Origin of the sequence: Paractinoplanes bogorensis, from assembly GCF_018829635.1 — a bacterium.
Classification (GTDB): Bacteria; Actinomycetota; Actinomycetes; order Mycobacteriales; family Micromonosporaceae; genus Actinoplanes; species Actinoplanes bogorensis.
This window is the reverse complement of the sequence record NZ_JAHKKG010000013.1, coordinates 132,602-155,208: the sequence shown is the minus strand read 5'-3', so window position 1 is coordinate 155,208 and position 22,607 is coordinate 132,602. Positions and strand designations below refer to the sequence as shown.

Genomic DNA, 22,607 nt, shown 5'->3' with positions numbered 1-22,607 from the left:
TTCTCCGGTAGACACGGGATCCATGAGACGACTCCTCACTGCCGCGGCCCTGGCGTCAGCGCTGCTGCTGACGCCGGCCGCGGCGGCCCAGGCCCACGACCGCCCGGTCCGGTTCGCGACCTACAACCTGTCCCTGAACCGGCCCGCCGAGGGCCTGCTGCGCGAGCACCTGGCCAACCCGGACGTCGACGACGTGTTCCGGCGGCAGGCCCACAACGTCGCCGAGGTGATCCAGCGGGCCCGCCCCGACGTCGTGCTGCTCAACGAGTTCGACTACGACCCCGAGGCGGCGCGGCTGTTCGAGCGCAACTTCCTCGCGGTGTCGCAGAACGGGGCGCCGGCCCAGCGCTACCCGTACCGCTATGTGGCGCCGTCCAACACCGGCATCGCGTCCGGCTTCGACCTCAACAACAACGGGGTCATCGACACCACCCCGGGCGACCAGGCGTACGGGGACGACTCGTACGGCTTCGGACTGTTCCCCGGCCAGTACGGCATGGTCGTCTACTCGAAGTACCCGATCGACCTCAAGTCGGTGCGCACGTTCCAGCTGTTCAAGTGGAAGGACATGCCGGGCAACCTGATCCCGGCCGACTTCTACTCCCCCGCTGCTCGCGATGTTCTGAGGCTGTCGTCGAAGAGCCATTGGGATGTTCCCGTACGCATCCACGGGCGTACGGTGCACTTCCTGGTCTCACATCCGACGCCGCCCACGTTCGACGGCCCCGAGGACCGCAACGGCCGCCGCAACCACGACGAGATCCGCTTCTGGTCCGACTACGTGAAGTCGGCCCGCTACATCTACGACGACCGCGGCCACCGCGGCGGCCTGAAGCCCGGCCAGGCGTTCGTGATCGCCGGCGACCAGAACGCCGACCCCAACGACGGCGACTCGTACGACAGCGCGGTCCACCAGCTGCTCGACAACCGCCTGATCAACAGCCGCACGACGCCGTCCTCCGCGGGCGCCGCCGAGGCCGCGACCTTGCAGGGCGGGGCCAACGCCACCCACAAGGGCAACCCGAAGTACGACACGGCTGACTTCGCCGACACCGCGCCCGGCAACCTGCGCGCCGACTACGTGCTGCCCCGGGTAGGCCTTCGGGTCAAGGGCTCGGGCGTCTTCTGGCCCGTGCAGGCCGACCCGCTGTCCCGCCTGAGCGGCGTCTACGACCCGGTGTGGGCCCCGGTCAACGGCTTCCCCACCTCCGACCACCGCCTGGTCTGGCTCGACCTGTCGGTGTGACCCTTCTCTGGTGGCCGGCCGGCGTTACGCGACGAACTTCGTGCGCCGGCGGGCCACCAGGTAGCCCAGCACCCCGAAGGCGACCAGCACGACACCGGCGCCCGCGTCTCTCGCATCCCCCGAACAGCCGTTGCTGAGGGCACGCTGAGGATCATGTAAAGAAACTTTGACTCGGTGTCCGGGATTCTTTACCTTCGAGGACATGCCAATCCAGGAACGGCGGGCGTGGAGCCTCGCCGTCACCAGCCTCCTCGGCTATGCCGTCTACCTCGGCCTGCTGATCGCGGGCATCTCGTACGTCCCGGCCCTGCTGTGGAGTGTCGGCGGCGCCGTCCTGGTCGACATGGTCGCCCGCGGCCGCGGCCAGAAACTCGACCAGCGCGACCGCGAGATCGGCCGGTTCGGCGAACACATCGGACAGTCGCTCGTCGTGGCCGGGGCCGTCGCGGCGATGCTGCTCGCCCTCTTCGAGGCGCCCTACTTCTGGATCGCCAACGTCATCTACCTGGCGTTCGTGCTCTCCTCGGTGCTCGGCTCGATCGCCAAGATCTACGCCTACCGGCGGGGCTTCCACCCGTGGTGAAGCCGACCCTGATCACCAACCAGATCCGGTCGCTGCGCTTCACCGCCGGCGAGATGACCCAGGCCGACCTGGCCGACCGCATCGGCGTCACCCGCCAGACGGTCATCGCCATCGAGCAGGGCCGCTACTCCCCGTCGCTCGAGATCGCGTTCCGCATCGCCCACGTCTTCGGCGTCGGCCTCGACGACGTGTTCCAGTACCCCTCTTCCCTCCCGGAGGAACCCGCGTGAAAGCCATCGTCCGCGACGTCTACGGCGACGCCGATGTCCTGCACCTCGACGACGTTCCCCAACCTGAGATCAAACCCACCGAGCTTCTCGTACGCGTCCACGCCGCCGGAGTGGACCGCGGCGCCTGGCACGCGATGACGGGTCTGCCGTTGGTGTCCCGCCTGGGTTTTGGCCTCCCCAAGCCCCGCAACCGCATCGTGGGCCTGGACCTGGCCGGCGTCGTCGAGGCGGTCGGCGCCGAGGTGACCGATTTCCGGCCCGGCGACGAGGTCTTCGGCGAGGCGTCGAGCTCCTGGGCCGAATACGCCAAGGCCAAACCCGGCCGACTGCTCCACAAGCCGGCCCACCTGACGTTCGAGCAGGCCGCCGCCATTCCGACGTCGGGCGCGACCGCCCTGCACATGCTCGGCCCGGCCACCGGCACGCCACAGTCGGTCCTGGTGATCGGCGCCGGCGGTGGTGTCGGTTCGTTCACCGTCCTGCTGGCCGCGGCCCGCGGCGACGAGGTGACCGCCGTCTGCAGCACACCCAAGATCGACGCCGTACGCCGTTTCGGCGCCACCCACATCATCGACTACAGAAAGTCCCCGCTGACCGGTTCCTACGACCTGATCGTCGACATCGGCGGCAACCGTCCCTTGTCGGCGCTGCGCGCCCTGCTCAAACCGACCGGCACGCTCTCCGTGGCCGGCGGCGAGAACGGCGGCCGCTTCCTGGGCGGCCTGGAACGCAACCTGCAGCTGTTCGCCCTGTCCCCGTTCACGAAGCAGAAGCTGCGCGCCCCGATCGTGATCGCTCAACGGGACGACCTGGCCGCCCTGACCTCCATACCGTCACCGGTGGAGCACGCCTACCCGTTGGCCCAAGCCGCCACCGCCATGCACCGCCTGGCCACCGGTCAGGTCGCCGGCAAAACGGTCCTGACCGTCGCCGGCTGACCGGACCGCTCACCCCGCGATCGTCCCGCACACGGCAGCGAACGCAGCGGCCGGAATCCGCCAACTCCGCGCACCCGCCCGCACAATCGGCGACGGGCCGCACATACGCCCACCATCGCTCACCCTTCGCGCACCCGCCCGCACGATCCAGCGGCGGGCCGCACATCCGCTCACCATCGCTCACCTTTCGCGCACCAGCCCGCACGATCCGGAACCCGCTCACCCTCGCTCACGCTCGCTCACCTTTCGCGCACCAGCCCGCGCGAACCGGCGACGGGCCGCGTGCACGACTCCGGCTGCTGCGCGCGGAATGCGACCGGGATCTGCACAGTTCGCACACTTTTCGGCGGCCGGGCGGTGATGGAGTGAGCGGATGACCGATCAGATCGCGTACATGAACGAGGCCGCGGCGACCGACGCCGGCCGGGACTACAAGCGGCGGCTCCTGCAGCTGCTGGACGTCCGGGCCGGTCAGACGGTCGTGGACCTCGGCTGCGGGCCGGGCACCGATCTCGGGGAACTGGCCGGCGCGGCCGGTCCGGGCGGACGGGTCATCGGCGTCGATCGCGAGCCGGACATGCTTGCGGAGGCCCGGCGGTGGCACCCGGAGGCGGTTCTCCATCAGGGTGATGTGACCGGCCTGCCACTCGCGGACGGCACTGTCGACCGGGCCCGGGTGGATCGGGTGCTGCAACACGTGAGCGATCCGGCGCGGGCGATCGCCGAGGCCGCGCGGGTGTTGCGGACGGGTGGACTGTTCGCGGCGGCGGAACCGGACTGGGACACCCTCGCCGTCGCGGACGAAGACCTGGCGACCAGCCGGGCCTTCGCCCGCTTCAACGCTCAGCGGGTGCGCAATCCGAGCATGGGACGCGACCTGGTCCGGCTGTGCACCGCGGCCGGCTTGGCCGTCCACTGTGTCGAGCCGATGGCGGTGCTGTTCCGGGACTTCGGGACGGCGGACCGCATCCTGGGGCTACGGCGCAACTCGGCCCACGCGGTGACGGACGGGCAGCTGGCTGCGCCCGTACGGGAAAAGTGGTTGGAAAGGCTCGAAGCGGGACCGCTCGTGGCCGGGTTCACGCTGTATCTGGTGACGGCGGGGAAGTAGCGGCAAAGATGCGCGCGAAAATCTGATCGATGACGTCACTCTTGGACATGGTGTAGTCGTCGCCGGCCTCCGCCGCCAGCCGCCGCTTGGTCGTGGCGTAGAGCTCGCGGTCGTCCGGGTGGGCGCGCAGCCAGTCGCGGAACAGGCGGTGCCGGGTCGGCTCGGCCGCGTCGCGGGGCCACACGTGGACGTGGAAGTCCTCGTCCGGGTCGACCAGCATGCGATGGCCCTGCCACCACGGCTCGCGCAGGATGAGCCGGTAGCCGGTCGCCTCGAGCGCCGGAACGTAGGCCGACTCGTCCTCGGTGCCGGCCAGGATCACGTCGATGTCCACGATCGGTTTGGCGGCCAGGCCCGGCACTGAGGTCGACCCGACGTGCTCGATGCTCAGCAGGCGGTCGCCCAGGGCCGCGCGGATGCCGGCGCTTCCGGTGGCATAGCGCTGCGGCCACACCGGGTCGTAGTCCACGATGACGATCGACGTCCACCGCGGCGGCCACTCGCCGACCTGCCCGTTCTGTTCCGGCGAGCCGACCTGTCTCTCGGTGATCTCCGGCGGGAAGTCCCCCATGTCGTACCTCCTGATAGTGGGAAGTCGGCCAGACTAACCCGTTTGAAATGATCGACACATGTTGACGCCGACGCCCCTCATGGGACTGGTCACCGGGTTCTGGAGCTTCAAGACGTTCGCCGCCGCGGTCGAACTCGACCTGTTCACGCACCTGCGCGACGGCCGGACGCTCACTGTCGCGCAAGCCGGCGCCGAACTGGGTCTGAGCGAACGGCCAGCCGACCTGCTGCTCGCGGCGTGCGCCTCGCTCAACCTGCTCGAGAAGGACGGGGACGGTTACCGCAACAGCGCTCTGGCGGAAGAGTTTCTCGTACGCGGTAAGCCGTACTACTTCGGCGGCCAGGTCACCTATTGCGACCAGCGGACCTACCTGCCCTGGCACCAGGTCACCGACGCGCTGCGCACCGACCGGCCGCTGACCTGGGATCCGGCCACCCAGGAGTCGATGTTCGACACGGCCGACCCGGGCATGCTGCAGAGTTTCTGGGGCGCCATGTATTCCACGTCCATCTTCACCGCACGGGCGCTCGCCGGCGCGGTGGATCTGAGCGAACGTGCGCGTTTGCTCGACGTCGGCGGCGGTTCGGGCGCGTTCTCGATCGAACTGTGCCGCGCGTTGCCCGGACTGAACGCCACAGTGCTCGATCTGCCGCACGTCTGCACGATCGCCGCGGACAACATCGCGCAGTCCGGACTGAGCGGACGCATCACCACGGAGCCGGGCGACTTCCTCTCCGCGGACCCGCTGCCGACCGGCCACGACGTCGTCCTGTTCAGCATGATCCTGCACGACTGGGACGAGCCGACGAACCAGGCCCTGCTGGCCAAGGCGTACGCGGCCCTCGAGCCCGGCGGCGTGGTCGTGATCTCGGAACTGCTGCTGAACGCCGACCGCACCGGCCCGGCCGCCGCCGCCCTGATGGGCATGAACATGCTGGTGGAGACCGAGGCCGGCCGGAACTACTCGGACGCCGAGTACAGCCACTGGCTGACCGCAGCCGGTTTCACCGACGTGCGCACCATCTCATTCGACGCACCCGGAGCCAACGGCGCCGTCCTGGCCACCCGCCCCTGAGCAAGTCATTTGATCTTGCTCACACTGCCGCGGACTGTCAGGAATCTCCCAGGCCAGGCGTAACCGGCTGTAGTGACCGGGCCCAGTACTGTGGGCGCGGTGAACTGGACCAGGAAGACGACTATCTCGGTCGCGGCCGCCCTCGTGGTCCTCGTCGTAGCGGTGGTTCTGTACGTGCGGCGAGACTCGTCCCCGGGCGGGACCTCGGCCGATCCGGGCCCGGCCACGAGCAGTCAACCGAGCACCGGACCGAGCACCGCGGAGACTCCCTGGACGGGCACCTGGGCCGTGGCCGTGCAGAACGGCGGGCGCAGTTTCGACCAGCAGACGGTCCGGCAGATCCTCCGCGCCAGCATCGGCGGCGACACCGTACGCGTGAAGCTGTCCAACGAGTTCGGCAGCGATCCGCTGACTGTCAGCGCCGTCTACCTCGCGCAACACCTGCAGGCGAACACGGTCGACACGGCCACCAACGCGCAAGTCACGTTCAACGGAACGGACAGTGTCACCATCCCGGCCGGTCAGACCGCGGTGAGCGATGCTGTGCAGTTCACGCTGCCGGCCGGTGGCGACGTCGCGGTCAGCGCCTACGTACCGGCCCGGATCGGTTCGGTGACCCAGCACTCGTTCGCGAACCGGCACAACTATGTCGCCGCGGGCAACCAGTCGGCCAAGGCGTCCCTGTCCGGCGCGCAGACCTTCGACAACTACGCGTTTCTGGCCGGCGTGGACGTGCAGAACGCGCAGTCCGAGGGCGCGGTCGTCACGCTCGGTGCGTCGATCACCGACGGTTTCGACTCGACGTTCAGCGAGAACCGGCGCTGGCCCGACCAGCTTTCCCGGCGCCTGCTCACCGCCAACCGCACGGTCGGCGTGCTCAACGCCGGCATCAGCGGTAACCAGCTCACCAAGGACGGCGCCGGACAGAGCGCCCTCAACCGCCTCGACCGGGATGCTCTGCAGCAGACCGGGGTCAAGTGGGTCATCTTCTCCGACGCCGCGATCAACGACCTCGGCGACGACAACCCGCCCAGCGGCGACGAGCTGATCCAGGCCCTCCAGCAGCTGATCCAGCGCACGCACGACGCGGGGCTGAAGTTCTATTGCGCGACCCTGACGCCGTACGAGGGCACCGACTACTGGAACGAGCAGGGCGAGGCCGGCCGGGACGCGGTGAACGCCTTCATCAAGGCCGACGGCAGCGGGTGTGACGCCGTGATCGACCTCGACACCGCCACCCACGACCCGAACGATCCCCGCCGCTACAACGCGCGGTTCAACTCGGGCGACTGGCTGCACCCGAACGACGCGGGCATGGAGGCGATCGCCGCCGCCGTCGACCTCAACCTGTTCCAGTAGTCACAACCGGACGACCACGTCGGCGTCCGCGACGGCCGGCCCGCGCCGCAGCGGCCGCACGGACGCGCCCGTCCGCGCTATGTCCACTGTGCTCCGGGAGGTTCGATGCGGATCGCGTCCTACAACGTCGAGAACCTGTTCAACCGGGCCCGCGCGCTCGATCAACGCACCTGGTCGGCCGGCCGCCCGGTGCTCGAGGCGTTCCAAGCCGTCTCGACCCTGCTCGAGGAGCCGCTCTACACCGACGACATCCAGCACCGGATTCTGCGCGAACTTGCTCGTCTGGGACTGCGCAACGGTGACACGGCCAAGTTCGCGCGGCTGCGGCAGAACCGGGGACGACTGCTGCGGCGCTCCCGCGACGGCAAAGTGCACGTTGTTGCGCGCGGGCGAGCGGATTGGATCGGCTGGGTCGAGCTGACCACCGACCGCGTGCAGGAACTGGCCCTGGTGAACACCGCGCGCGTGCTGGACGACGTACGGGCGGATGTGGTCGGGGTGGTCGAGGCGGAGAACCGGTTCGCGCTCAAACGGTTCGCCGACGCGGGCCTGACCGGTGCGGACGGGCGCCCGCGGTATCCGCACGTGATGGTGGTCGACGGCAACGACGAGCGCGGCATCGACGTCGGCGTGCTGTCCACCGCCGACTATCCGCTGATCGCCCAGGTGAGCCACGTCGACGACACGGACGCCCGCGGGCGGGTCTTCAGCCGGGACTGCGCGGAATACCACTTCCGCTCACCCGGCGGTCACCGTGTGGTGGTGCTGGTCAACCACTTCAAGAGTAAGGGGTACGGCGGAAAGGTCGCGTCCGACGCCATCCGGGAGCGGCAGGCCACCCGGGTCGCCGAGATCTACCGGGCGGCCGGCACCGACCTGGTGGCCGTGGTCGGCGACCTCAACGACACGCCGGACAGCGCCCCGCTCGCGCCGCTGCTGACCGGCACCGACCTGCGCGACATCTCGGCGCATCCGGGCTTCGACGACGACGGCCGGCCCGGCACGTACGGGTACTGCACGGCCCGCAACAAGCTCGACTATGTCCTTTTGTCGCCCGCATTGTTCGCACGCGCAACCGGCGGCGGCATCCACCGCCGCGGCGTGTGGGGCGGTCGGCGCGGCACGCTGTGGCCGATCTTCGACACGATGACCGCCGCCGTCCACGCCGGCTCCGACCACGCCGCCATCTACGCCGACATCGCGCTCGAATAACGCCCGTACGGAGGACCTGACCGACTGGCACGGCCCGGTCACAATATGACGTGTCCCGTCGCCGGTCCTCGCGAAGAGTCCTTCTTGGATGCGCCGTCGTGTTCTTCGCCGGCCTGGTGCTGTTCCTGACGTTCCTCGCCCGGGGCCGTGAGGACGATCTGGCTCAGGCCGACTCGCTGGCCAGCGTGGCGTCCGCCTTTCTGAGCATCGCCGCCTTGCTCGTCGCGGTCGTCGCCCTCATCCGGGACGGGCGCGGCGACGCCCCGCCCCCGCTCGACCGGGCAGCGGCCCGCCTGGCCGAGCTGGGTGTCCGGGAGTGGACGGCCGAGATCCGTTCCCGGCGGCTGCGCCACCCGCAGCCGCTGCGCCTGACCTGGCATCAGAGCGGAGGCGCGGAGGGATTCCTCGTCCCGGACGATCCGCAGCCCGCGGCCGGGCTGGTGGCCGCGTTCCGCGCGCTGCCGACCCGTCATCTGGCGATCCGGGGCGCGCCGGGTTCCGGCAAAAGCACGCTGGCGGTGCTCTTCACGGTCGCCGCGGCGTACGACCGGACGGCGACCGAACCGGTGCCGGTGCTGCTGCCGGTGGCTGGTTGGCGACCCGACGCCGAGGAATTGAGGCCGTGGCTGGCGCGCTGGATCGCGACGAACTATCCCGAGCTGACCGACGCGGACCGGTACGGTCCGGACGCGCCGACCAGGCTCGTCGACGAAAACCGGGTCCTGCTGGTCCTGGACGGCCTGGACGAGCTCGATCGTGCCCTGCGCGAGCAGGCGGCGGTCCAGATCAGCGATCTGGCCGCGGCGGGCGGGCCGGAGATGCTGATCACCTGCCGGGAGAAAGAGTACGACGAACTGGTCGCCGCCATCGGTCAGCGGATGATTCCGGCCGAGCTGACGATCGACCCGGCCACGGTGGACAACACGATCGCCTTCCTCACCGCGTCCGAGCCCGAAGGGTCCGATCGGTGGGCCGTCGTCGCCGCGGAGTTGCGGGCCGACCCGTCCGGTGAGCTCGCGCGAGCGCTGAGTACGCCGTTGATGATCTCCTTGGCCCGCTCCGTGCACGGACCGGATGGCCTCGACCCCGACCATCTGACCTGGTTCGACTGGGCCGACGAGATCGAGGAACATCTGGTCTCGGCGTTCCTCGACGACACCTACCCGCACGACCACCGATCCCAGCGTCACCTGCGGACCATCGCCCAGCATCTTCGGCACCGTCTGCACTCCCCGAACCTGGCCTGGTGGGAGTTGCCCCTCGCGATACCGTCCCCGATCCTGGTCGTGATCATCACGAGCTGGGTGACGACGGCCGTCGGTCTCGCGTTCGCGCTGCTGCGGCCGCTGCCGGAGGGCGGCTGGGGCAATCTGCGGGCCGGCCTGTTCGTGGGGTTGCTGGCCGGTCTGGTCGCCGGACTGAACGCCGCCCGCAACCTGCACCGGCGATCCGACCGCAGGTGGGTCGCCGCCTCGGTAGCCGGCGCGGCCGCCCGGGGTGCGACGGTGGTCGCCGTGGCCCTCGCGTTCCTCGCGTTCGGTCTCGGGTTCGACGATGCCATCCCGGACTACCGCTGGACCCGGTCGACCGACGTAGACGCGGGGGTCCTGTTCGCCGGCGCCGGGGCCGGCGTCGGGCTCCTGACCAGCGGGCTTGCGGTATGGCGGGGCACCGTGCCGATCCGGCCGGCCTGGCATTTCCGGCGGCTGCCGGTTCACCTGCTCTCCGGGCTCGTCACCGGGCTTCTGTTCGCCCTCCCGGTGGGGGCGATCACGGCCGTTGCCGTCGGGCTCGACCGCTACTACAGCGTGGAGTCCGACGCCGACGACGCCGGACGCGTTCTGCACGTGAGCGACGTCGTCTGGCTGGGTGGCGCGCGCTCCGCGGCCTGGTCGGTGGTGCTCCTCGCGGTGGGCATCGGCCTGCCCGTCGGCATCGGCCGATGGCTGTCGTCACCACCGGACGACCAGGAGGCAGCGTCGCCACGTGTGACCTTCCGCGCCGACTGGACGACCTCGCTGGCCATCGCGGTGAGTGCGGGGTTGTCGGTGGGCGTCAGCGCGGCCTACCTGAGCTCTCTGGACCCGGAGCAGCTGGACGTGACCGGATATCCGACCGACGCGTCGCCGGCCGCCGGGCTGGCGGTCGGGGTGATCGTCCTCGTGGTCGTCCTCCTCGGCAGCGGCGCGCCCTGGGTCTCCTTCACCGCGGCCCGGCTCTGGCTGGCGGGGTGGCGCCGGTTGCCATGGCGGACGCTCGACTTCCTCGAGGCCGCGCGGGCCCGGGGAGTGCTCCGCCAGGTCGGTCCGCTGTTGCAGTTCCGGCACGACAAGGTGGAGCGCCACCTGGCCGGCCGGGTCGTCGCGGACGATGTGCCGACACCCGAGTCCCGCCAGTTCGCCACGGTCACCGACCTGCGGCGCCGCCAGGCGTCCCGGAAGATCTGGTCCGTCCTGACCACGATGGGCTCAGTGGTCGCGGTGGGGTATCTCGTCGTCGCCGGAGCCGTCGCCGAGCTCGACGACTCCTTCTCCTACCGACTCGACGACGAGCGCGACGGCCGGGCCCGGGCCCTGACCCACCGAGCCGACGCGATCTCGGCGAGCCATCCGCAAGCCGCGCTCCAGCTGCGCATCGCCGCTGCCGAGATCGATCCCGACGGCAGCTCGGTGGTGGAGCTGGGCGCCTACCTGCAGGCCGGGCACGCGAACGCCAAGGGGTATCTGACCCACCAGAACTACCTCGTGGCCGTCGGCACCTGGCTGGTCCTGATCCGCACCGACGGTGAGGCGGAAGCGTGGGACCTCTCGGCCGCGGCCCCGACCAGATACCACCTCGCCGACGGCGTCTACCGCCACGTGGGTGGTAACGACGATGGCGACTACCTGGCGCTGGAGGGCGAGGGAGCACCGACACTCTGGGATCTGTCGGGCGAAGTCCCCCGGTCCGTAGCCTTGCCCGTTCCCGGCACCGAGGTGGAGGTATTGGACCTCTCCGCGCGTCACCTTGCCTTGAGCGACCGGAGCGAGCTGACCTTCTGGGATCTCGACGACCTCCGGTCCCCGCTCGCCCGCCTCGACGGCAGCTGGGCCGATGCCGTCGACCTCGACGACGATTCCGACTGGGCGCTGGCCGCCCGGACCGGAATGCCCCGCTTGGCCGTCGACCTCGCCCACGGCGGGCGCATCGTGAAGGCCGGTGTCCAGAGCGGCGCCACCTACGATCTCTTATCAGACTTCGCCGGCGCAACGCTGATGGTGCACGACGACGGGAGCCGGTTCTACTGGGACCTGGACAGCACGCCGCCGCAACAGATTCTCGAGGTCAGCGGAACCGGTGACGACCCGGTCCGTACGTCCGACGGCCGCTGGATGCTCTATGAGAACAGCCTGTTCGACCTGCGCGGACCGCGACCGGTGCGGGTCGACGTGGGCCTGGGGGATGCCGAGCTGCAGATCGACGATGCCGGACTGATCACCGCGATCGGCGGCGACCGGTCATTGTGGGCCCTGGACATCGCCGGCTCCGGCCCGCCGGTGGCCACCCGGCTGGCCACCGGGGTGAGCGCCTATGAGATCAGCGTCGACGGCCGCACCGCGGTGGTCAAAGGCACCGACGAGTCGATCACGTTTGTCGGCCTCCCCGGATCGTCCACCGGCACGATCGCTGCGGGCCACTCGGCCGCCGAGCCCTACCAGATCCTCAACGGCCCGTGGGCGGTGGTGCCTCATCGGGACGAATCGACCGAGGTGTGGGACCTGCGGGCCGAGCCGCGAAGGCGAGCCGCCTTCACGCCGGCCATCCGTGCCGATGACTCGTCCTTGAGCCCGGCCCCTGACGCGACGGCGCCGTGGATCCTCGCGAAGGACACCCAGGGGCGCGAGTATCTCTGGAACCTCGCGGTCGCACCGACAGCGCCGGTTCCCCTGCCACCCCGTCCGGCGAATACGTACACGTCGCGCTGGTCGGACTACGCCATCCGGTCCGGTGATCATCGCCCGGTCACCGCCTGGCATCTGGGTCCGGAAGCCGCCACTCCCCAGGAGATGAGTCTCGGATCGGTGGTCGACGACGTCACGTACAGCACGAACGGCGCTTGGGGACTCTTCACGTACGACCGCTTCGGATCCGAGCGTCTGGAGACCGATCTCGTCTCGGTCTGGCCGATCGCCGACCTGCCGACGTCTCCGCCGCCCGCCGACCCGATCGGCGTCGCCTGTGCCGAGGCCGGCGAACCGCTCTCGCCCGCTCAATGGACGGAGTACGCGGGCCACCTCGAATATCACGAGACCTGTCGCGGACGCTCCTGATCAGTTCGCGGCCGGGCTCGGCTCGGCGGTCGCATATCGGCTGCTCAGGCGGCGGTAGGGGCGGCTGCGCAGGGCGACCGCGGTCAGGATCAGCCCACACACGCCGGTGAGCATGAAGACCAGGGCCAGCCCGCGGGCCGCGCCGGTGCCGAACCAGTCGCCGATCAGTCGCGCGCCGGCACCGTCGGTCATGAACGGGATGAACACGAACTGAGCGATCGGCGCGATCAGGAAAGCGGTCATCGGCGACGCCGCCTGCTCGACGCTCTGCGCGAAACCGAACACCCGGCCCTGGCGCTCGTACGGGACGACCTTCTGCAGGATCGTCTGCTCGGCCGCCTCGGCGTAGGGCACCGCGAGCATGTAGATGTACAGGCCGGCGGCCAGCCAGACGACCGAGTCGCGCAGCGGGAAGAGCAGCGTGACGGTCCACAGCAACACGTTGATCATGAGCAGGAGCCAGACCGGGTTCTTGCTCAGGCCCGTACGGGAAATAAGCAGTCCGCCGACGATGAAGCCCGTGCTCAGAGCGCCCCAGAGCAGGCCCCAGCCCTGCACCGACATCATCGAGAGCCCGTACGCGTCGAGAAGCGCCATGAAGACGCCGCCGAGCAGATTGTTGAACGCGGAGAACACGATCAGCGCGGTGAGACCCGGAACCTGGCCGATCAACCGCACGGTCCCGCGCAGATCGACCTTGCCCACGGGCGCACCCACTGCGGCGCCCGCTTCAGGGGCAGTCGACTCCGCCGCCACGCGATCGGCGGGCACCCTCACCAAGAAGAGGTGTGCGATCGACAGCGCCAGCACGACGATCGCCACGATCAGCACCCAGAACATCCCGCCCAGCGCCACCAGCAACCCGCTGATCACCGACGTGACCAGGAAGGACACCCCGGACGCGGTGCCGACCAGGCCGTTCGCGCGGTCACGGGTGTCCTCCTCGATCAGCGCGGTCACCATCGTCGGCAGCGCGATCGTCCGGATGTTGCCCGTGATCACCCCGACCATGAGCAGCACGATCAGGATCCAGAGCGGCACACTGGCCGGGTCGGCGAACTCCTCGCGCGGTGTGAGCTGGTAAAGGACCAGGGCGATCACGTACGTACCGAGCGAGACCCCGGCCGAGATCTGCATCATCGTCTTCTTGGGGTGGTGGTCGACCAGGCTGCCGAACCAGATCCCGGTCAGCGCCGTCAGCACCAGGAAAATGCCCGAGATGACACCGGTGGCAAAGACCGATTGCGTTTCGATGTACGTGTAGAACGTGATCGCGAACCACACGGTGAAGTTCGTGACCGACACCAGAAGCGTGTTGACCAGCAACTGGAAGAAGACATGGACGTGACCCCGGATAGCGACCATGGTCCCCACCGTATGACCTGAAGCACCCTTCAGGTCCACCGCCACCTGGGTGTATGACTGTTGTGCCCGGGCCGGTGGACAACGAGGAGAGGCCGCATGTTCGACCATTTCGTGGTCTCTGTCATCGTGTGTCCGGTGCTGGTCGCGGTGTTCGTGCGCTGGCTGGCCGACCGGCTGCGGCCCGAGGCGGCCGTGACCGTCCTGGTCATCTCGATCGTCACCGCCGCCGCGGCCTGCCTGGTCAGCCTGTCCGCGTTCGCGCTCAAGGCGGTGGCCGAACTGCACCCGGTCGCCGTCCGGCTCGGTTTCTCCGACGCGGTGGTGCGGGCCGACACCGAGCGCGAGCCGTGGGTGTCCTCCCTGTCGGCCGTGTTGCTGCTGGTCGCCGTGGCCGGCATGGTCCGCGTCGCCCGGCTGCACCGCCGGGAGAAGCAGGTGGCGGCCGAGTTCCGTGGCCTGCCCGTCGACACCGACCGGGTCACGATGATCGACGACATCCGGGCCGAGGCGTTCGCGGTGCCCGGCGCGCCCGGCCGCGTGGTGGTCACCACCGGCATGCGCTCGGCCCTGGACGACCAGCAGTACAGCGCGCTGCTCGCCCACGAGCGGGCCCACCTCGACGCGCGGCACCACTACCTGGTGCTGTTCGCCCGGCTGGCCGCCGCGGTCCACCCGGCGTTCCGGTGGCTCACCCGGCGCATCGAGTTCCTGGTCGAGCGGGCCGCCGACGAGCGCGCGGCCGAGCAGGTGGGCGACCGCCGGGTGGTGGCCAAGGCGATCGGCGCCGCCGCGCTGCGGGCCGCGCACACCCGGGTCGGCCTGTCGATGGCCCCCGCGAGCTGGGATCTGCGCAGCGCCGGCGTGGTCCCGCGCCGGGTCGCGTCCCTGCTGGCGCCGCGTTTCACGGCCGGGTTGCTCGCGCTGGTCGCGCTGCCGCTGGCCGTGGCCGCGGGCTCGGTGATCTGGACCGGCGAGTGCGTGGCCGACTTCGGCGAGCTCCTCTACACGGCGGGCATGCTGCATTAGAACGGGGTTCACCGGGCATCCATCGGCAATCACTAGCTTCGATGGATGCCGATCGGAATCACGCGCCGCTCCCTCCTGGCCGCGGGAGCCGTCGCCCTGACCGGGCCTGACCTTGCCGACCCGTCAGCCGCGCTGGCGGCGGATTTCTACGCCTCGTTCCGCGTCGTCCGGGCGGAGCCCGGTCTCCCGCAGACCCCGGAGATCGTCCTGCCACCCGGCTACGCGTTCGTGCCCGGCAACCAGTACCGGGCAGCCAGCCGCGCCGAATATCTCCAGTTCATCCAGGGCCCGCGCAGCGACGCCGGCATCCCGGTCACCGTCCGCTGGCCCGGCCAGACGATCAGCGTCGTGGTCGCCGGGGAACGCCGCCTCCCGCTGCGCCGCGACACCGACGCCGTCACGTTCACGCTGCCGGTCTACCGAGCGACTCCCGCCGCCGACTCCCCCACCGTGCAGGTCTGGAGCCACCTGAGCACCCCGGCCACCGGCCTCTACTGGCACGTCGAGCACAACGCCGCCGACCGCGCCGCCGGATACTGGTCGACCGCTGCCTGGCCCTCCGGCGAGACGGCCGCCGTCATCACCTGGATGACCGCGAGCCAGGCCGTCCTCGACGACTCGGGCCTGATCGCCGAGGCGCGACGCCGCAAGCACTTCTACGCACTCATGGGGTTCGAGACCAACAACCCGATTCACCAGGACAATCCGCCGCACTGGCACATGTCCTACTACCCCGGCCCGACCATGGGCGCGGCCAAGGCGACCGTGCCGCACTTCTGGGTCGACAAGGTGGGCCGCACCTTCTACAACGGCCAGGACGTGCAGGGCAGCGGCCGTACGCCCTACCGGGCCGGCCAGCCCGCCCCGATCCGCGACGCCGAGGGCACCGTGGTCGTCACCACCACGATCCGCACCGACGGCGGCCTGGACATCGACCCACCGACCGGCCCGCGCTACTCGATCGTCTCCCCGGCCGCCGACTTCACCGCCCCGGCCCTGATCCTGCGCGACGACAACCCGTGGCGAACCGTGTCCACCTCCGACGACATCGTGACCGGCCGCCTGATCACCGAGGTGCGCGCCATCACCGGCAAGCCCCGACACCGCCGCGACCTGCGCTACGACCCGCTCACCGGCGTGCTCCTCCAGGGTTGACCCGTGGATCACGCGGCCGGTCGGCTACGGTCCGGCGGCCGTCCAGAAAAGGGCCCGCGCGAACTGGGCCGGACCGCTTGGTGCGCCGCTCGGCTACGGTCCGGCGGCCGTCCAGAAAAGGGCCCGCGCGAACTGGGCCGGACCGCTTGGGGCGCCGCTCGTCTACGGTCCGGCGGCCGTCCAGAAAAGTGCCCGCGCGAACTGGGCATACAGGCCCTTGGGATGCGCCCGGAACAGTGGCTCGGTGCCGAACAGGACGGTACGGCCGCCGGTGGCGGTGGTGCCGGAGATGACCGAGGGCTGACCGGCTGCCTGTGCGGGACCGCCGACGCCGTCGGAAACCGGCAGCCAGTGGCCGGCCACGAGCGGGTCGGTGGCGGCGTAACGCTGTTCGACTGTGAAGCCGGTGCCGGTGCCGGTGCCGGTGGCGGTGCCGGTGGCGGTGCCGGTGGCGGTGGCGGTGGCGGTGGCGGTGGCGGTGGCGGTGGCGGTGGCGGTGGCGGTGGCGGTGGCGGTGGCGGTGGCGGTGGCGGTGAACCACATTGGCGAGTAGACGAAGGTGTGCGACGGTGAGCCGGCGCCGGTCAGCGGGCCGGTGTTCTGGACGGCGACGACTCCGTTGGCGTCGCCGCGACCCTGCACCGCGGTCACGGGCAGCAACCCGGCCGCGGCGTTGAAGGCGGCACCGGTCGCACCGCGGGTGACCACGCCGCCGCCCGCGGCCAGGAAACCGTCGACAGTCGCCTTGCCCGTGGCGGTCAGTTGGCCGTAGCTCAGCCCGGACGACACGATCAGGGAGTCGACCCCGGCCAGGGTGGCGCCGTCGTTGAGCGCCGCGGTCGACACCGTGCGCACTTCGAAGCCCATCTCGCGCAGGGCGAACAGTTCGTCGGCGGCCACCGCCGCGGCCAGCACCGGCTTGGCGAACGGCGCTCCGGACGGTTTTGCGCGGGCGGCCTCGAACCGGACGCCGTAACGGCCGGCGATCTCGGCCACCTGTCGACGCGCCGAAGCCGGAATCACGACCGTGTCCGCGCCCGAGCGGAACACCTTGACGTCCGCGTCGAGCAGAGCATTCACCGCCCGTACGTCGGCCCCATCGCGCATCGTGAGGGCAAGATCGCGGCCCGGACCCACGGTGACCGCGCCGGTAGCCGTGGCGGCGGCCACCGGCGCGGTCGACACGCGAGGAGCAGCGTAACGGCTGATGTCCACCGCCGCGCCCCACAGCAGCCGGTGGCTCCAGCCCGAGATGTCGTACATCTGGGGTACGAGCCCGGAGATGTCGCGGCCCGCCTCGAGCATCACGTTGGCCAGCCCGCGCTTGGGCTGGTGCATGTCGACGAGGTAGGTGCCGGCCGGGTAACGCTTGCCGTTCAGCGAAAACGCCTGGCGGGCGCGGGTGACCCGCACGTCGTGGGCGATCAGCAGGTCGACCAGCCGGGCCGCAGCAGGCGTACCGGCCGGGATCACGTACGCCCGCGGGAAGCTCGTCGAGTAGCGGTCCTCGGGCCCGAACCCGTCCACGTAACCGTCCGGGATCTCGCGCTGCTTCTCGCCCGCCCAGCCGCGGCGGAACTGCTCGATCTGGTCGGTCAGCAGGCTCGCCCGGTTGGTGTCGGCGTAGGTGAGGGTGGCCTCGATCGTCGCGGAGACGACATCGGTGTTGACTGCGGAGCGTCGTCGGAGCTCCTCGACTGGCAACGTGGTGTAGTCGCCGCGGTTCACCCGGAGGGGGATCTCGACGGTGTGCCCGATCGCGCCGTGGTACATCGCGTACATCGGGGTGAAGATCGGCGGCCAGTCGTCCCAGTCGCCCGGCGCGTAGTCCCGGAACGGGATGTCGGCCCGCTGGGTCTCAGCGTGCCCGAGCCGCTGGATCGCCGCCTCCATGCCGAGCGCGTTGGGCAGCGCGTGCTTGATGTAGAGGTCGTACTCGTAGTTCTGCCCGTGCGGCGGGGTGGCCGGCTCGATCAGGGTCGTCCCGGTGTAGCCGTGCTCGTCCAGCATGACCAGCGGTTGCGTGGCGATCAGCACGTCCCGGACGGCCCGCGACTCGGGCTGCGAACTGGTCGCGTGGTCGCGGTTGATGTCGAAGCCGGCGCCGTTCGCGCGTGTTCCGGCGATCCGGCCGTCCGGGTTGTTCGTGACGGTCACATAGACGCGCGCCCGCCGCAGGAAGCTGACCGTGGCGGTGTCCGTGGCGGTCGCCAAACGCTCAATAACGCGCAACGCGCCGTCCGTGCCCTCCCACTCGTCGCCGTGGATGTTCGCGTTGATCCAGACCGGCGTCTTGTAGTCGCGGGCGAGCTCGCGGTCACGCCGGGCCCGGACCGGGTCGTCCTCGATCAGTTGCCGCCAGCGGTCCTGTTTCGCGGCCTGGGCGGCGGTCTCGGGCGCGGTCACTGTCGCCAGATAGAGGTCGCGGCCCAGCGCGGAGTGACCGATCACCTCGGCCGAGACCCGGTTCGAGGCGGCCTGCAGGGCGTTCAGTTTCGGGGCGATGCCGTGGTAGGGGATCAGGCCCAGCTTGATCGAACGGTCGTCCGGGTTCTCCGGGTAGACACGCAGGTCGTGCTGCCGGGGATAACCCTGCCGGGAGGGCTTCCACGCCGGGGCCGTCGGGGCCGTTGTCGCCGCCGCGAGCAGCGGCGCGGCGTTCGCCGAGAAGGCGACCTCGTTGCGATCGGGCCCGTTGCCGAAGTCGCGCGTAGAAGCCGGCCCGCCGGGCACAGCCGACGCACCGGGCGCGGCCGACCCGCCGGGCACAGCCGACACACCGGGCACGGCCGACCCGTCGGGAGCAGCCGACGCAGAGGCAGGGGCGGCGATCAGTCCGAGGGCGAGCAGCGCGGCGCCGAGACCGGCAAACGTCCGAGGGTTGTCCACAATGATCGATGTTGGCCTATCTCACGCAATCACGGAACATCCCGTCCCGGTCATCGTGCGCCGCCGACTGAAGTGCGAGCCGCGGGCCGAAGCGCGCACCACCGACCGAAGCGCGCATCACCTGGGCAGCGGGAACGGCGGAGCGATCCCCGGCTTCCAAGCGGACGCACAGCTCACAGCGGCGATCGCCACAGACACCCTGCCTACCGTCGAGCCATGGGACTACTTCTGCTGGCACTGCTGTTCGGCGTGGGTGCGCTTGCTCTGGTCACCGGGCTGCGCGGGCCCAACCCCGTACGGGGAAATCAGGCTCTGTCCGACGCCCGGGCCGACGCCCAGCGCTGGTACGAGCGTCTCGGCGGACAGCTCATGACGCTGCAGAGTGACGAGCCGGCGGCCCGGCAGGCGCTCGCCGACGCGGCCGAGCGCTATCACGCCGCGGGCGGCCAACTTGACCGTGCGGACAGCATCGTGCAATTTGCGCTCGCCCGCGAGACCGCGCTGGAGGGCCTGGCCTATGTGCGCGCCGCCCGCACGGCCATGGGCCTGGAACCGGGACCGGAGATCCCGGCGCCCGCCATGACCGCGGAGGCCGGGACCGTCGAGGGCAACCACAGCGTCGTCATCCAGGGCCGCACCTACCAGGCCGGGCCGTACGCGACCGAGCAGACGCCCTACTACTACCCGGGCGACCGTCAGGTGCCGGCCGGCTGGTACTCGACGCCCTGGTGGAAGACCGCACTCGGGGCCGGGGCGGGCGCTCTGGGCGGCATGATGATCTTCGACGCCCTGTTCGGGCACCGCGGCCCCGGCCCGTTCTGAGCGAACGGCCATGTTCGGGCACCGCGGCACACCGGCCCGATCTGAGCGAACGACCATGTCCGGACACCGCGGCACACCCGCCCGCTCCGAGCGAACGATCAGAAAGCGGCCAGAACCGAACCCTGGTACTTGTCCGTGATGAACTTCTTGACCTCGTCCGAGTGCAGCAGCTTCTCCAGCTTGACGATGCGCGCGTCGCTCTCGTCGCCGGTGCGCACCACGAGCAGGTTCGCGTACGGGTTGTCCGCGCCCTTCTCCAGCGCCAGCGCGTCGGTCGCCGGCTTGAGCCCGGTCTCGATCGCGTAGTTGCCGTTGATCACCGAGATCGCGGTGTCCTCGAGACTGCGTGGCAACTGCGCACCCTCGAGCGCCTTGAACGTCAGGTTCTTCGGGTTGGCCGTGATGTCCTTCTCGGTGGCCTTGACGCCGACGCCGTCCTTGAGCGTGAGCAGCCCGTTCACGGCGAGCAGGTTCAGGGCCCGGCCCGAGTTCGACGGGTCGCTCGGGATGGCGACCACACCCTTTTCCGGTACGTCGTTCAGGCTCTTGATCGTCTTGGAGTAGATGCCGAGCGGCTCGATGTGCACCGGCTCGAGGGCGGTGAACTTGTAGCCCTTGGCCGCGACCTCCTCGTCCAGGTACGGCTTGTGCTGGAAGTAGTTGGCGTCGAGCTGCTTCTCGCTCAGGGCCACGTTCGGCTGCACGTAGTCGTTGAACTCGACGATGTCGAGCTTGAGGCCCTCGGCGCCGGCCAGGTTGTCGGCGACGTACTTGAGGATCTCGCCGTGCGGCACGGGGCTGACCCCGACCTTGAGCGTGTCGGACGCGGCGGAGGCTTCACTGTCGTTGCCACCGCAGGCCGCGAGCCCCAGCAGGAGGGCGGCGGACGTGAGGACGGCGGCGAGAGAGCGGCGCATGGTTCTGGTACTGCCTTTCTATTTGTGGGACAGGCGGCGGACGAGGACGTCGCCCGCCATCTGCACGATCTGGACGAAGACGATGAGGACGACGACCGTGGCCACCATGACCTCGGTCTCGAAACGCTGGTAGCCGTACCGGATGGCCAGGTCACCGAGCCCGCCGCCGCCGACCACGCCGGCCATGGCCGAGTAGCCGACCAGCGCGATCACGGTGATGGTCAGGCCCGCGACCAGTCCGGGCCGGGCCTCGCGGAGCAGCACCTTGCCGACGATCTGGGTGCGCGTGGCGCCCATCGCGGTGGCCGCGGCGACCACGTCCGGCGGCACTTCGCGCAGGGCGGCCTCGACGATGCGGGCAAAGAACGGGATCGCACCGATGGTGAGCGGGACGATCGCGGCGTCGGTGCCGATCGTCGTGCCGACCACGGCCCGGGTGAACGGAATGACCGCGACGAGCAGAATGATGAACGGAAGTGAGCGCGCGACGTTCACCACGAACCCGAGCACGGACGAGACGACCGGCGCGGCGAGCATTCCGCCCGGCGCGGTCAGCACGAGCAGCACACCCAGCAGTAGGCCGCCGACCGCGGTCAGCACCGTGGACACGCCGACCATCCAGGCCGTCTCTCGCAGACCGACGGCCAGCAGTTCGGACAGTTCCGACGAGGTCACGGCAGCTCCTCCGAAGGGACGCCCGGCTGGTCCGCCGCGATGCCGCTCGGCGTCCAAGGCTCGGCCGCGCCGGGGGGTTCGACCGCGGGAGCCACGTAGGCGCCCCGCGATCGCAGGTGGTGGATGGCCGCCGCGCCGTCGCCGGGCAGCGCGAGCCGCCACCGTCCGGCGCGGCCCGCGGCCAGGGTCTCGACCGAGCCGGCGAGCACCGGCACGTCGATCTCCAAGCTCCGGCCGAGTTCGGTGAGCAGCGGCACCTCGGCGTCCTCGCCGGTCACCGTCACGTCGACGACCGTGCGGCCAGGGAAAGTGTCCGGCGCGTCGAGCGGGAACAGATCGCGGGCCAGCTCCGAACCGGGCCGCCGCAGCAGGTCGGTGACCGGCCCGGATTCGACGAACCGTCCGTCGCGCATGACCGCGGCCGAACCGCAGATTCGCTTCACGACGGTCATCTCGTGCGTGATCAGCAGGATGGTCAGGCCGAGGCGCCGGTTGAGGTCGAGCAGCAGCCGCAGGATCGACTCGGTCGTCTCCGGGTCGAGGGCCGACGTGGCCTCGTCGCTGAGCAGCACCTTGGGCCGGGCGGCCAGAGCGCGGGCGATGCCGACCCGCTGTTTCTGGCCGCCGGACAGCTGGGCCGGGTAGGCGTCGGCGCGCCCGCTCAGCCCGACGAGGTCGAGCAGTTCGGCAACCCGTTCGCGGCGTTCGTCCCGCGCGACACCGGTGACTTCCAGAGCAAAAGCCACATTCCCCGCCACCGTACGGGATGACAGCAGCGCGAAATGCTGATGGATCATCCCGATTCCGTGGCGGGCGAGCCGCAGCCGGCGCCGGTTGAGCGCGGTCAACTCGACACCACCGACCGCGACCGTGCCCGCATCCGGCCGTTCGAGCATGTTCACGCAGCGCAGCAACGTGCTCTTACCGGCGCCGCTGCGCCCGAGCACGCCGAAGACGTCCCCCTCGGCCACGGCGAGGTCGACGCCGTCGACCGCGACGACCTCCCGGCCGCGCCGGCCCTCGGCCCGGTACGTCTTCCGGAGCCCCTTGATCTCGATCACTCAGCACCCTAGGCAGCGTTGACGACGTGTTAAAACCCATTAATCCCATAGGTTTATAGACA

18 protein-coding genes are annotated in these 22,607 nt (G+C 70.2%); 12 read left to right on the top strand and 6 right to left on the bottom strand.

The features are described from left to right. Positions 1-22: 22 nt before the first annotated feature. The 5 genes from KOI35_RS36425 (at position 23) to KOI35_RS36405 (ending at position 4,108) form a co-directional block, all read left to right on the top strand. Positions 23-1,246 (top strand): endonuclease/exonuclease/phosphatase family protein, encoded by a 1,224-nt coding sequence (locus KOI35_RS36425; protein ID WP_246614339.1) that lies wholly within the window; start codon positions 23-25, stop codon positions 1,244-1,246. 202 nt (positions 1,247-1,448) lie between these two features. After that, positions 1,449-1,829 (top strand): hypothetical protein, encoded by a 381-nt coding sequence (locus tag KOI35_RS36420; protein ID WP_215793251.1) that lies wholly within the window; start codon positions 1,449-1,451, stop codon positions 1,827-1,829. Continuing rightward, positions 1,823-2,059: a helix-turn-helix transcriptional regulator gene (locus KOI35_RS36415; RefSeq protein ID WP_215793250.1), complete on the top strand. Its 237-nt coding sequence runs from the start codon at positions 1,823-1,825 to the stop codon at positions 2,057-2,059. The genes KOI35_RS36420 and KOI35_RS36415 overlap by 7 nt, the downstream gene beginning before the upstream one ends. Next, positions 2,056-2,997, top strand: a complete 942-nt coding sequence (locus KOI35_RS36410; RefSeq protein ID WP_215793249.1) for an NAD(P)-dependent alcohol dehydrogenase — start codon at positions 2,056-2,058, stop codon at positions 2,995-2,997. The genes KOI35_RS36415 and KOI35_RS36410 overlap by 4 nt, the downstream gene beginning before the upstream one ends. 373 nt (positions 2,998-3,370) lie before the next feature. Further along, a complete protein-coding gene (locus tag KOI35_RS36405; protein WP_215793248.1) occupies positions 3,371-4,108 on the top strand; it encodes a methyltransferase domain-containing protein in 738 nt (245 codons plus the stop codon). Here the strand turns inward: KOI35_RS36405 and KOI35_RS36400 are convergent. Continuing rightward, positions 4,077-4,679: a GrpB family protein gene (locus KOI35_RS36400; protein ID WP_215793247.1), complete on the bottom strand. Its 603-nt coding sequence runs from the start codon at positions 4,677-4,679 to the stop codon at positions 4,077-4,079. The genes KOI35_RS36405 and KOI35_RS36400 overlap by 32 nt on opposite strands. A 58-nt stretch (positions 4,680-4,737) precedes the next feature. Between KOI35_RS36400 and KOI35_RS36395 the strand changes: the two genes are divergently transcribed. From KOI35_RS36395 to KOI35_RS36380, 4 genes are all read left to right on the top strand, one after another. Continuing rightward, positions 4,738-5,754, top strand: a complete 1,017-nt coding sequence (locus KOI35_RS36395; RefSeq protein WP_215793246.1) for a methyltransferase — start codon at positions 4,738-4,740, stop codon at positions 5,752-5,754. Between the two features lie 99 nt (positions 5,755-5,853). Then, a complete protein-coding gene (locus KOI35_RS49150; RefSeq protein WP_215793245.1) occupies positions 5,854-7,113 on the top strand; it encodes an SGNH/GDSL hydrolase family protein in 1,260 nt (419 codons plus the stop codon). Between the two features lie 105 nt (positions 7,114-7,218). Next, complete coding sequence (locus tag KOI35_RS36385) at positions 7,219-8,325, top strand: endonuclease/exonuclease/phosphatase family protein (protein ID WP_215793244.1); 1,107 nt, start codon at positions 7,219-7,221, stop codon at positions 8,323-8,325. Between the two features lie 98 nt (positions 8,326-8,423). Next, on the top strand, positions 8,424-12,635 hold the full coding sequence (locus KOI35_RS36380) for an NACHT domain-containing protein (RefSeq protein WP_215793243.1): 4,212 nt from the start codon (positions 8,424-8,426) through the stop codon (positions 12,633-12,635). Here KOI35_RS36380 and KOI35_RS36375 read toward each other — a convergent pair whose 3' ends face one another. Then, positions 12,636-14,000, bottom strand: coding sequence for an MFS transporter (locus tag KOI35_RS36375; protein WP_215793242.1), 1,365 nt, complete (start codon positions 13,998-14,000; stop codon positions 12,636-12,638). A 96-nt stretch (positions 14,001-14,096) separates the two neighbouring features. Between KOI35_RS36375 and KOI35_RS36370 the strand changes: the two genes are divergently transcribed. Both KOI35_RS36370 and KOI35_RS36365 read left to right on the top strand, forming a co-directional pair. Beyond that, a complete protein-coding gene (locus KOI35_RS36370; RefSeq protein WP_215793241.1) occupies positions 14,097-15,026 on the top strand; it encodes a M56 family metallopeptidase in 930 nt (309 codons plus the stop codon). A gap of 45 nt (positions 15,027-15,071) precedes the next feature. Continuing rightward, positions 15,072-16,181, top strand: a complete 1,110-nt coding sequence (locus KOI35_RS36365) for a hypothetical protein (RefSeq protein ID WP_215793240.1) — start codon at positions 15,072-15,074, stop codon at positions 16,179-16,181. A 162-nt stretch (positions 16,182-16,343) separates the two neighbouring features. On the opposite strand, the gene KOI35_RS48595 is transcribed toward KOI35_RS36365, so the two are convergent. After that, positions 16,344-19,070 carry a M14 family zinc carboxypeptidase gene (locus KOI35_RS48595; protein WP_215793239.1) on the bottom strand — a complete coding sequence of 909 codons (2,727 nt, stop codon included), beginning with the start codon at positions 19,068-19,070 and terminating at the stop codon, positions 16,344-16,346. 216 nt (positions 19,071-19,286) lie between these two features. On the opposite strand from KOI35_RS48595, the gene KOI35_RS36355 reads away from it, so the two are divergent. Further along, positions 19,287-19,892, top strand: a complete 606-nt coding sequence (locus KOI35_RS36355) for a hypothetical protein (protein WP_215793238.1) — start codon at positions 19,287-19,289, stop codon at positions 19,890-19,892. A 98-nt stretch (positions 19,893-19,990) separates the two neighbouring features. On the opposite strand, the gene KOI35_RS36350 is transcribed toward KOI35_RS36355, so the two are convergent. The 3 genes from KOI35_RS36350 to KOI35_RS49145 are packed head-to-tail and all read right to left on the bottom strand — an operon-like array spanning position 19,991 to position 22,545. Next, positions 19,991-20,809, bottom strand: a complete 819-nt coding sequence (locus KOI35_RS36350) for a MetQ/NlpA family ABC transporter substrate-binding protein (RefSeq protein WP_215793237.1) — start codon at positions 20,807-20,809, stop codon at positions 19,991-19,993. 18 nt (positions 20,810-20,827) lie between these two features. Continuing rightward, positions 20,828-21,484 (bottom strand): methionine ABC transporter permease, encoded by a 657-nt coding sequence (locus tag KOI35_RS36345; RefSeq protein WP_215793236.1) that lies wholly within the window; start codon positions 21,482-21,484, stop codon positions 20,828-20,830. Further along, a complete protein-coding gene (locus tag KOI35_RS49145) occupies positions 21,481-22,545 on the bottom strand; it encodes a methionine ABC transporter ATP-binding protein (RefSeq protein WP_215793235.1) in 1,065 nt (354 codons plus the stop codon). The genes KOI35_RS36345 and KOI35_RS49145 overlap by 4 nt, the downstream gene beginning before the upstream one ends. Positions 22,546-22,607: the final 62 nt, after the last annotated feature.

Bases quoted from the DNA above. Each gene is read 5' to 3' on its own strand.
- KOI35_RS36425 (WP_246614339.1), top strand. From the start codon at position 23: ATGAGACGACTCCTCACTGCCGCGGCCCTGGCGTCAGCGCTGCTGCTG.
- KOI35_RS36420 (WP_215793251.1), top strand. From the start codon at position 1,449: ATGCCAATCCAGGAACGGCGGGCGTGGAGCCTCGCCGTCACCAGCCTC.
- KOI35_RS36405 (WP_215793248.1), top strand. From the start codon at position 3,371: ATGACCGATCAGATCGCGTACATGAACGAGGCCGCGGCGACCGACGCC.
- KOI35_RS36400 (WP_215793247.1), bottom strand. From the start codon at position 4,679: ATGGGGGACTTCCCGCCGGAGATCACCGAGAGACAGGTCGGCTCGCCG.
- KOI35_RS36395 (WP_215793246.1), top strand. From the start codon at position 4,738: ATGTTGACGCCGACGCCCCTCATGGGACTGGTCACCGGGTTCTGGAGC.
- KOI35_RS36385 (WP_215793244.1), top strand. From the start codon at position 7,219: ATGCGGATCGCGTCCTACAACGTCGAGAACCTGTTCAACCGGGCCCGC.
- KOI35_RS36375 (WP_215793242.1), bottom strand. From the start codon at position 14,000: ATGGTCGCTATCCGGGGTCACGTCCATGTCTTCTTCCAGTTGCTGGTC.
- KOI35_RS36370 (WP_215793241.1), top strand. From the start codon at position 14,097: ATGTTCGACCATTTCGTGGTCTCTGTCATCGTGTGTCCGGTGCTGGTC.
- KOI35_RS36365 (WP_215793240.1), top strand. From the start codon at position 15,072: ATGCCGATCGGAATCACGCGCCGCTCCCTCCTGGCCGCGGGAGCCGTC.
- KOI35_RS36355 (WP_215793238.1), top strand. From the start codon at position 19,287: ATGGGACTACTTCTGCTGGCACTGCTGTTCGGCGTGGGTGCGCTTGCT.
- KOI35_RS36350 (WP_215793237.1), bottom strand. From the start codon at position 20,809: ATGCGCCGCTCTCTCGCCGCCGTCCTCACGTCCGCCGCCCTCCTGCTG.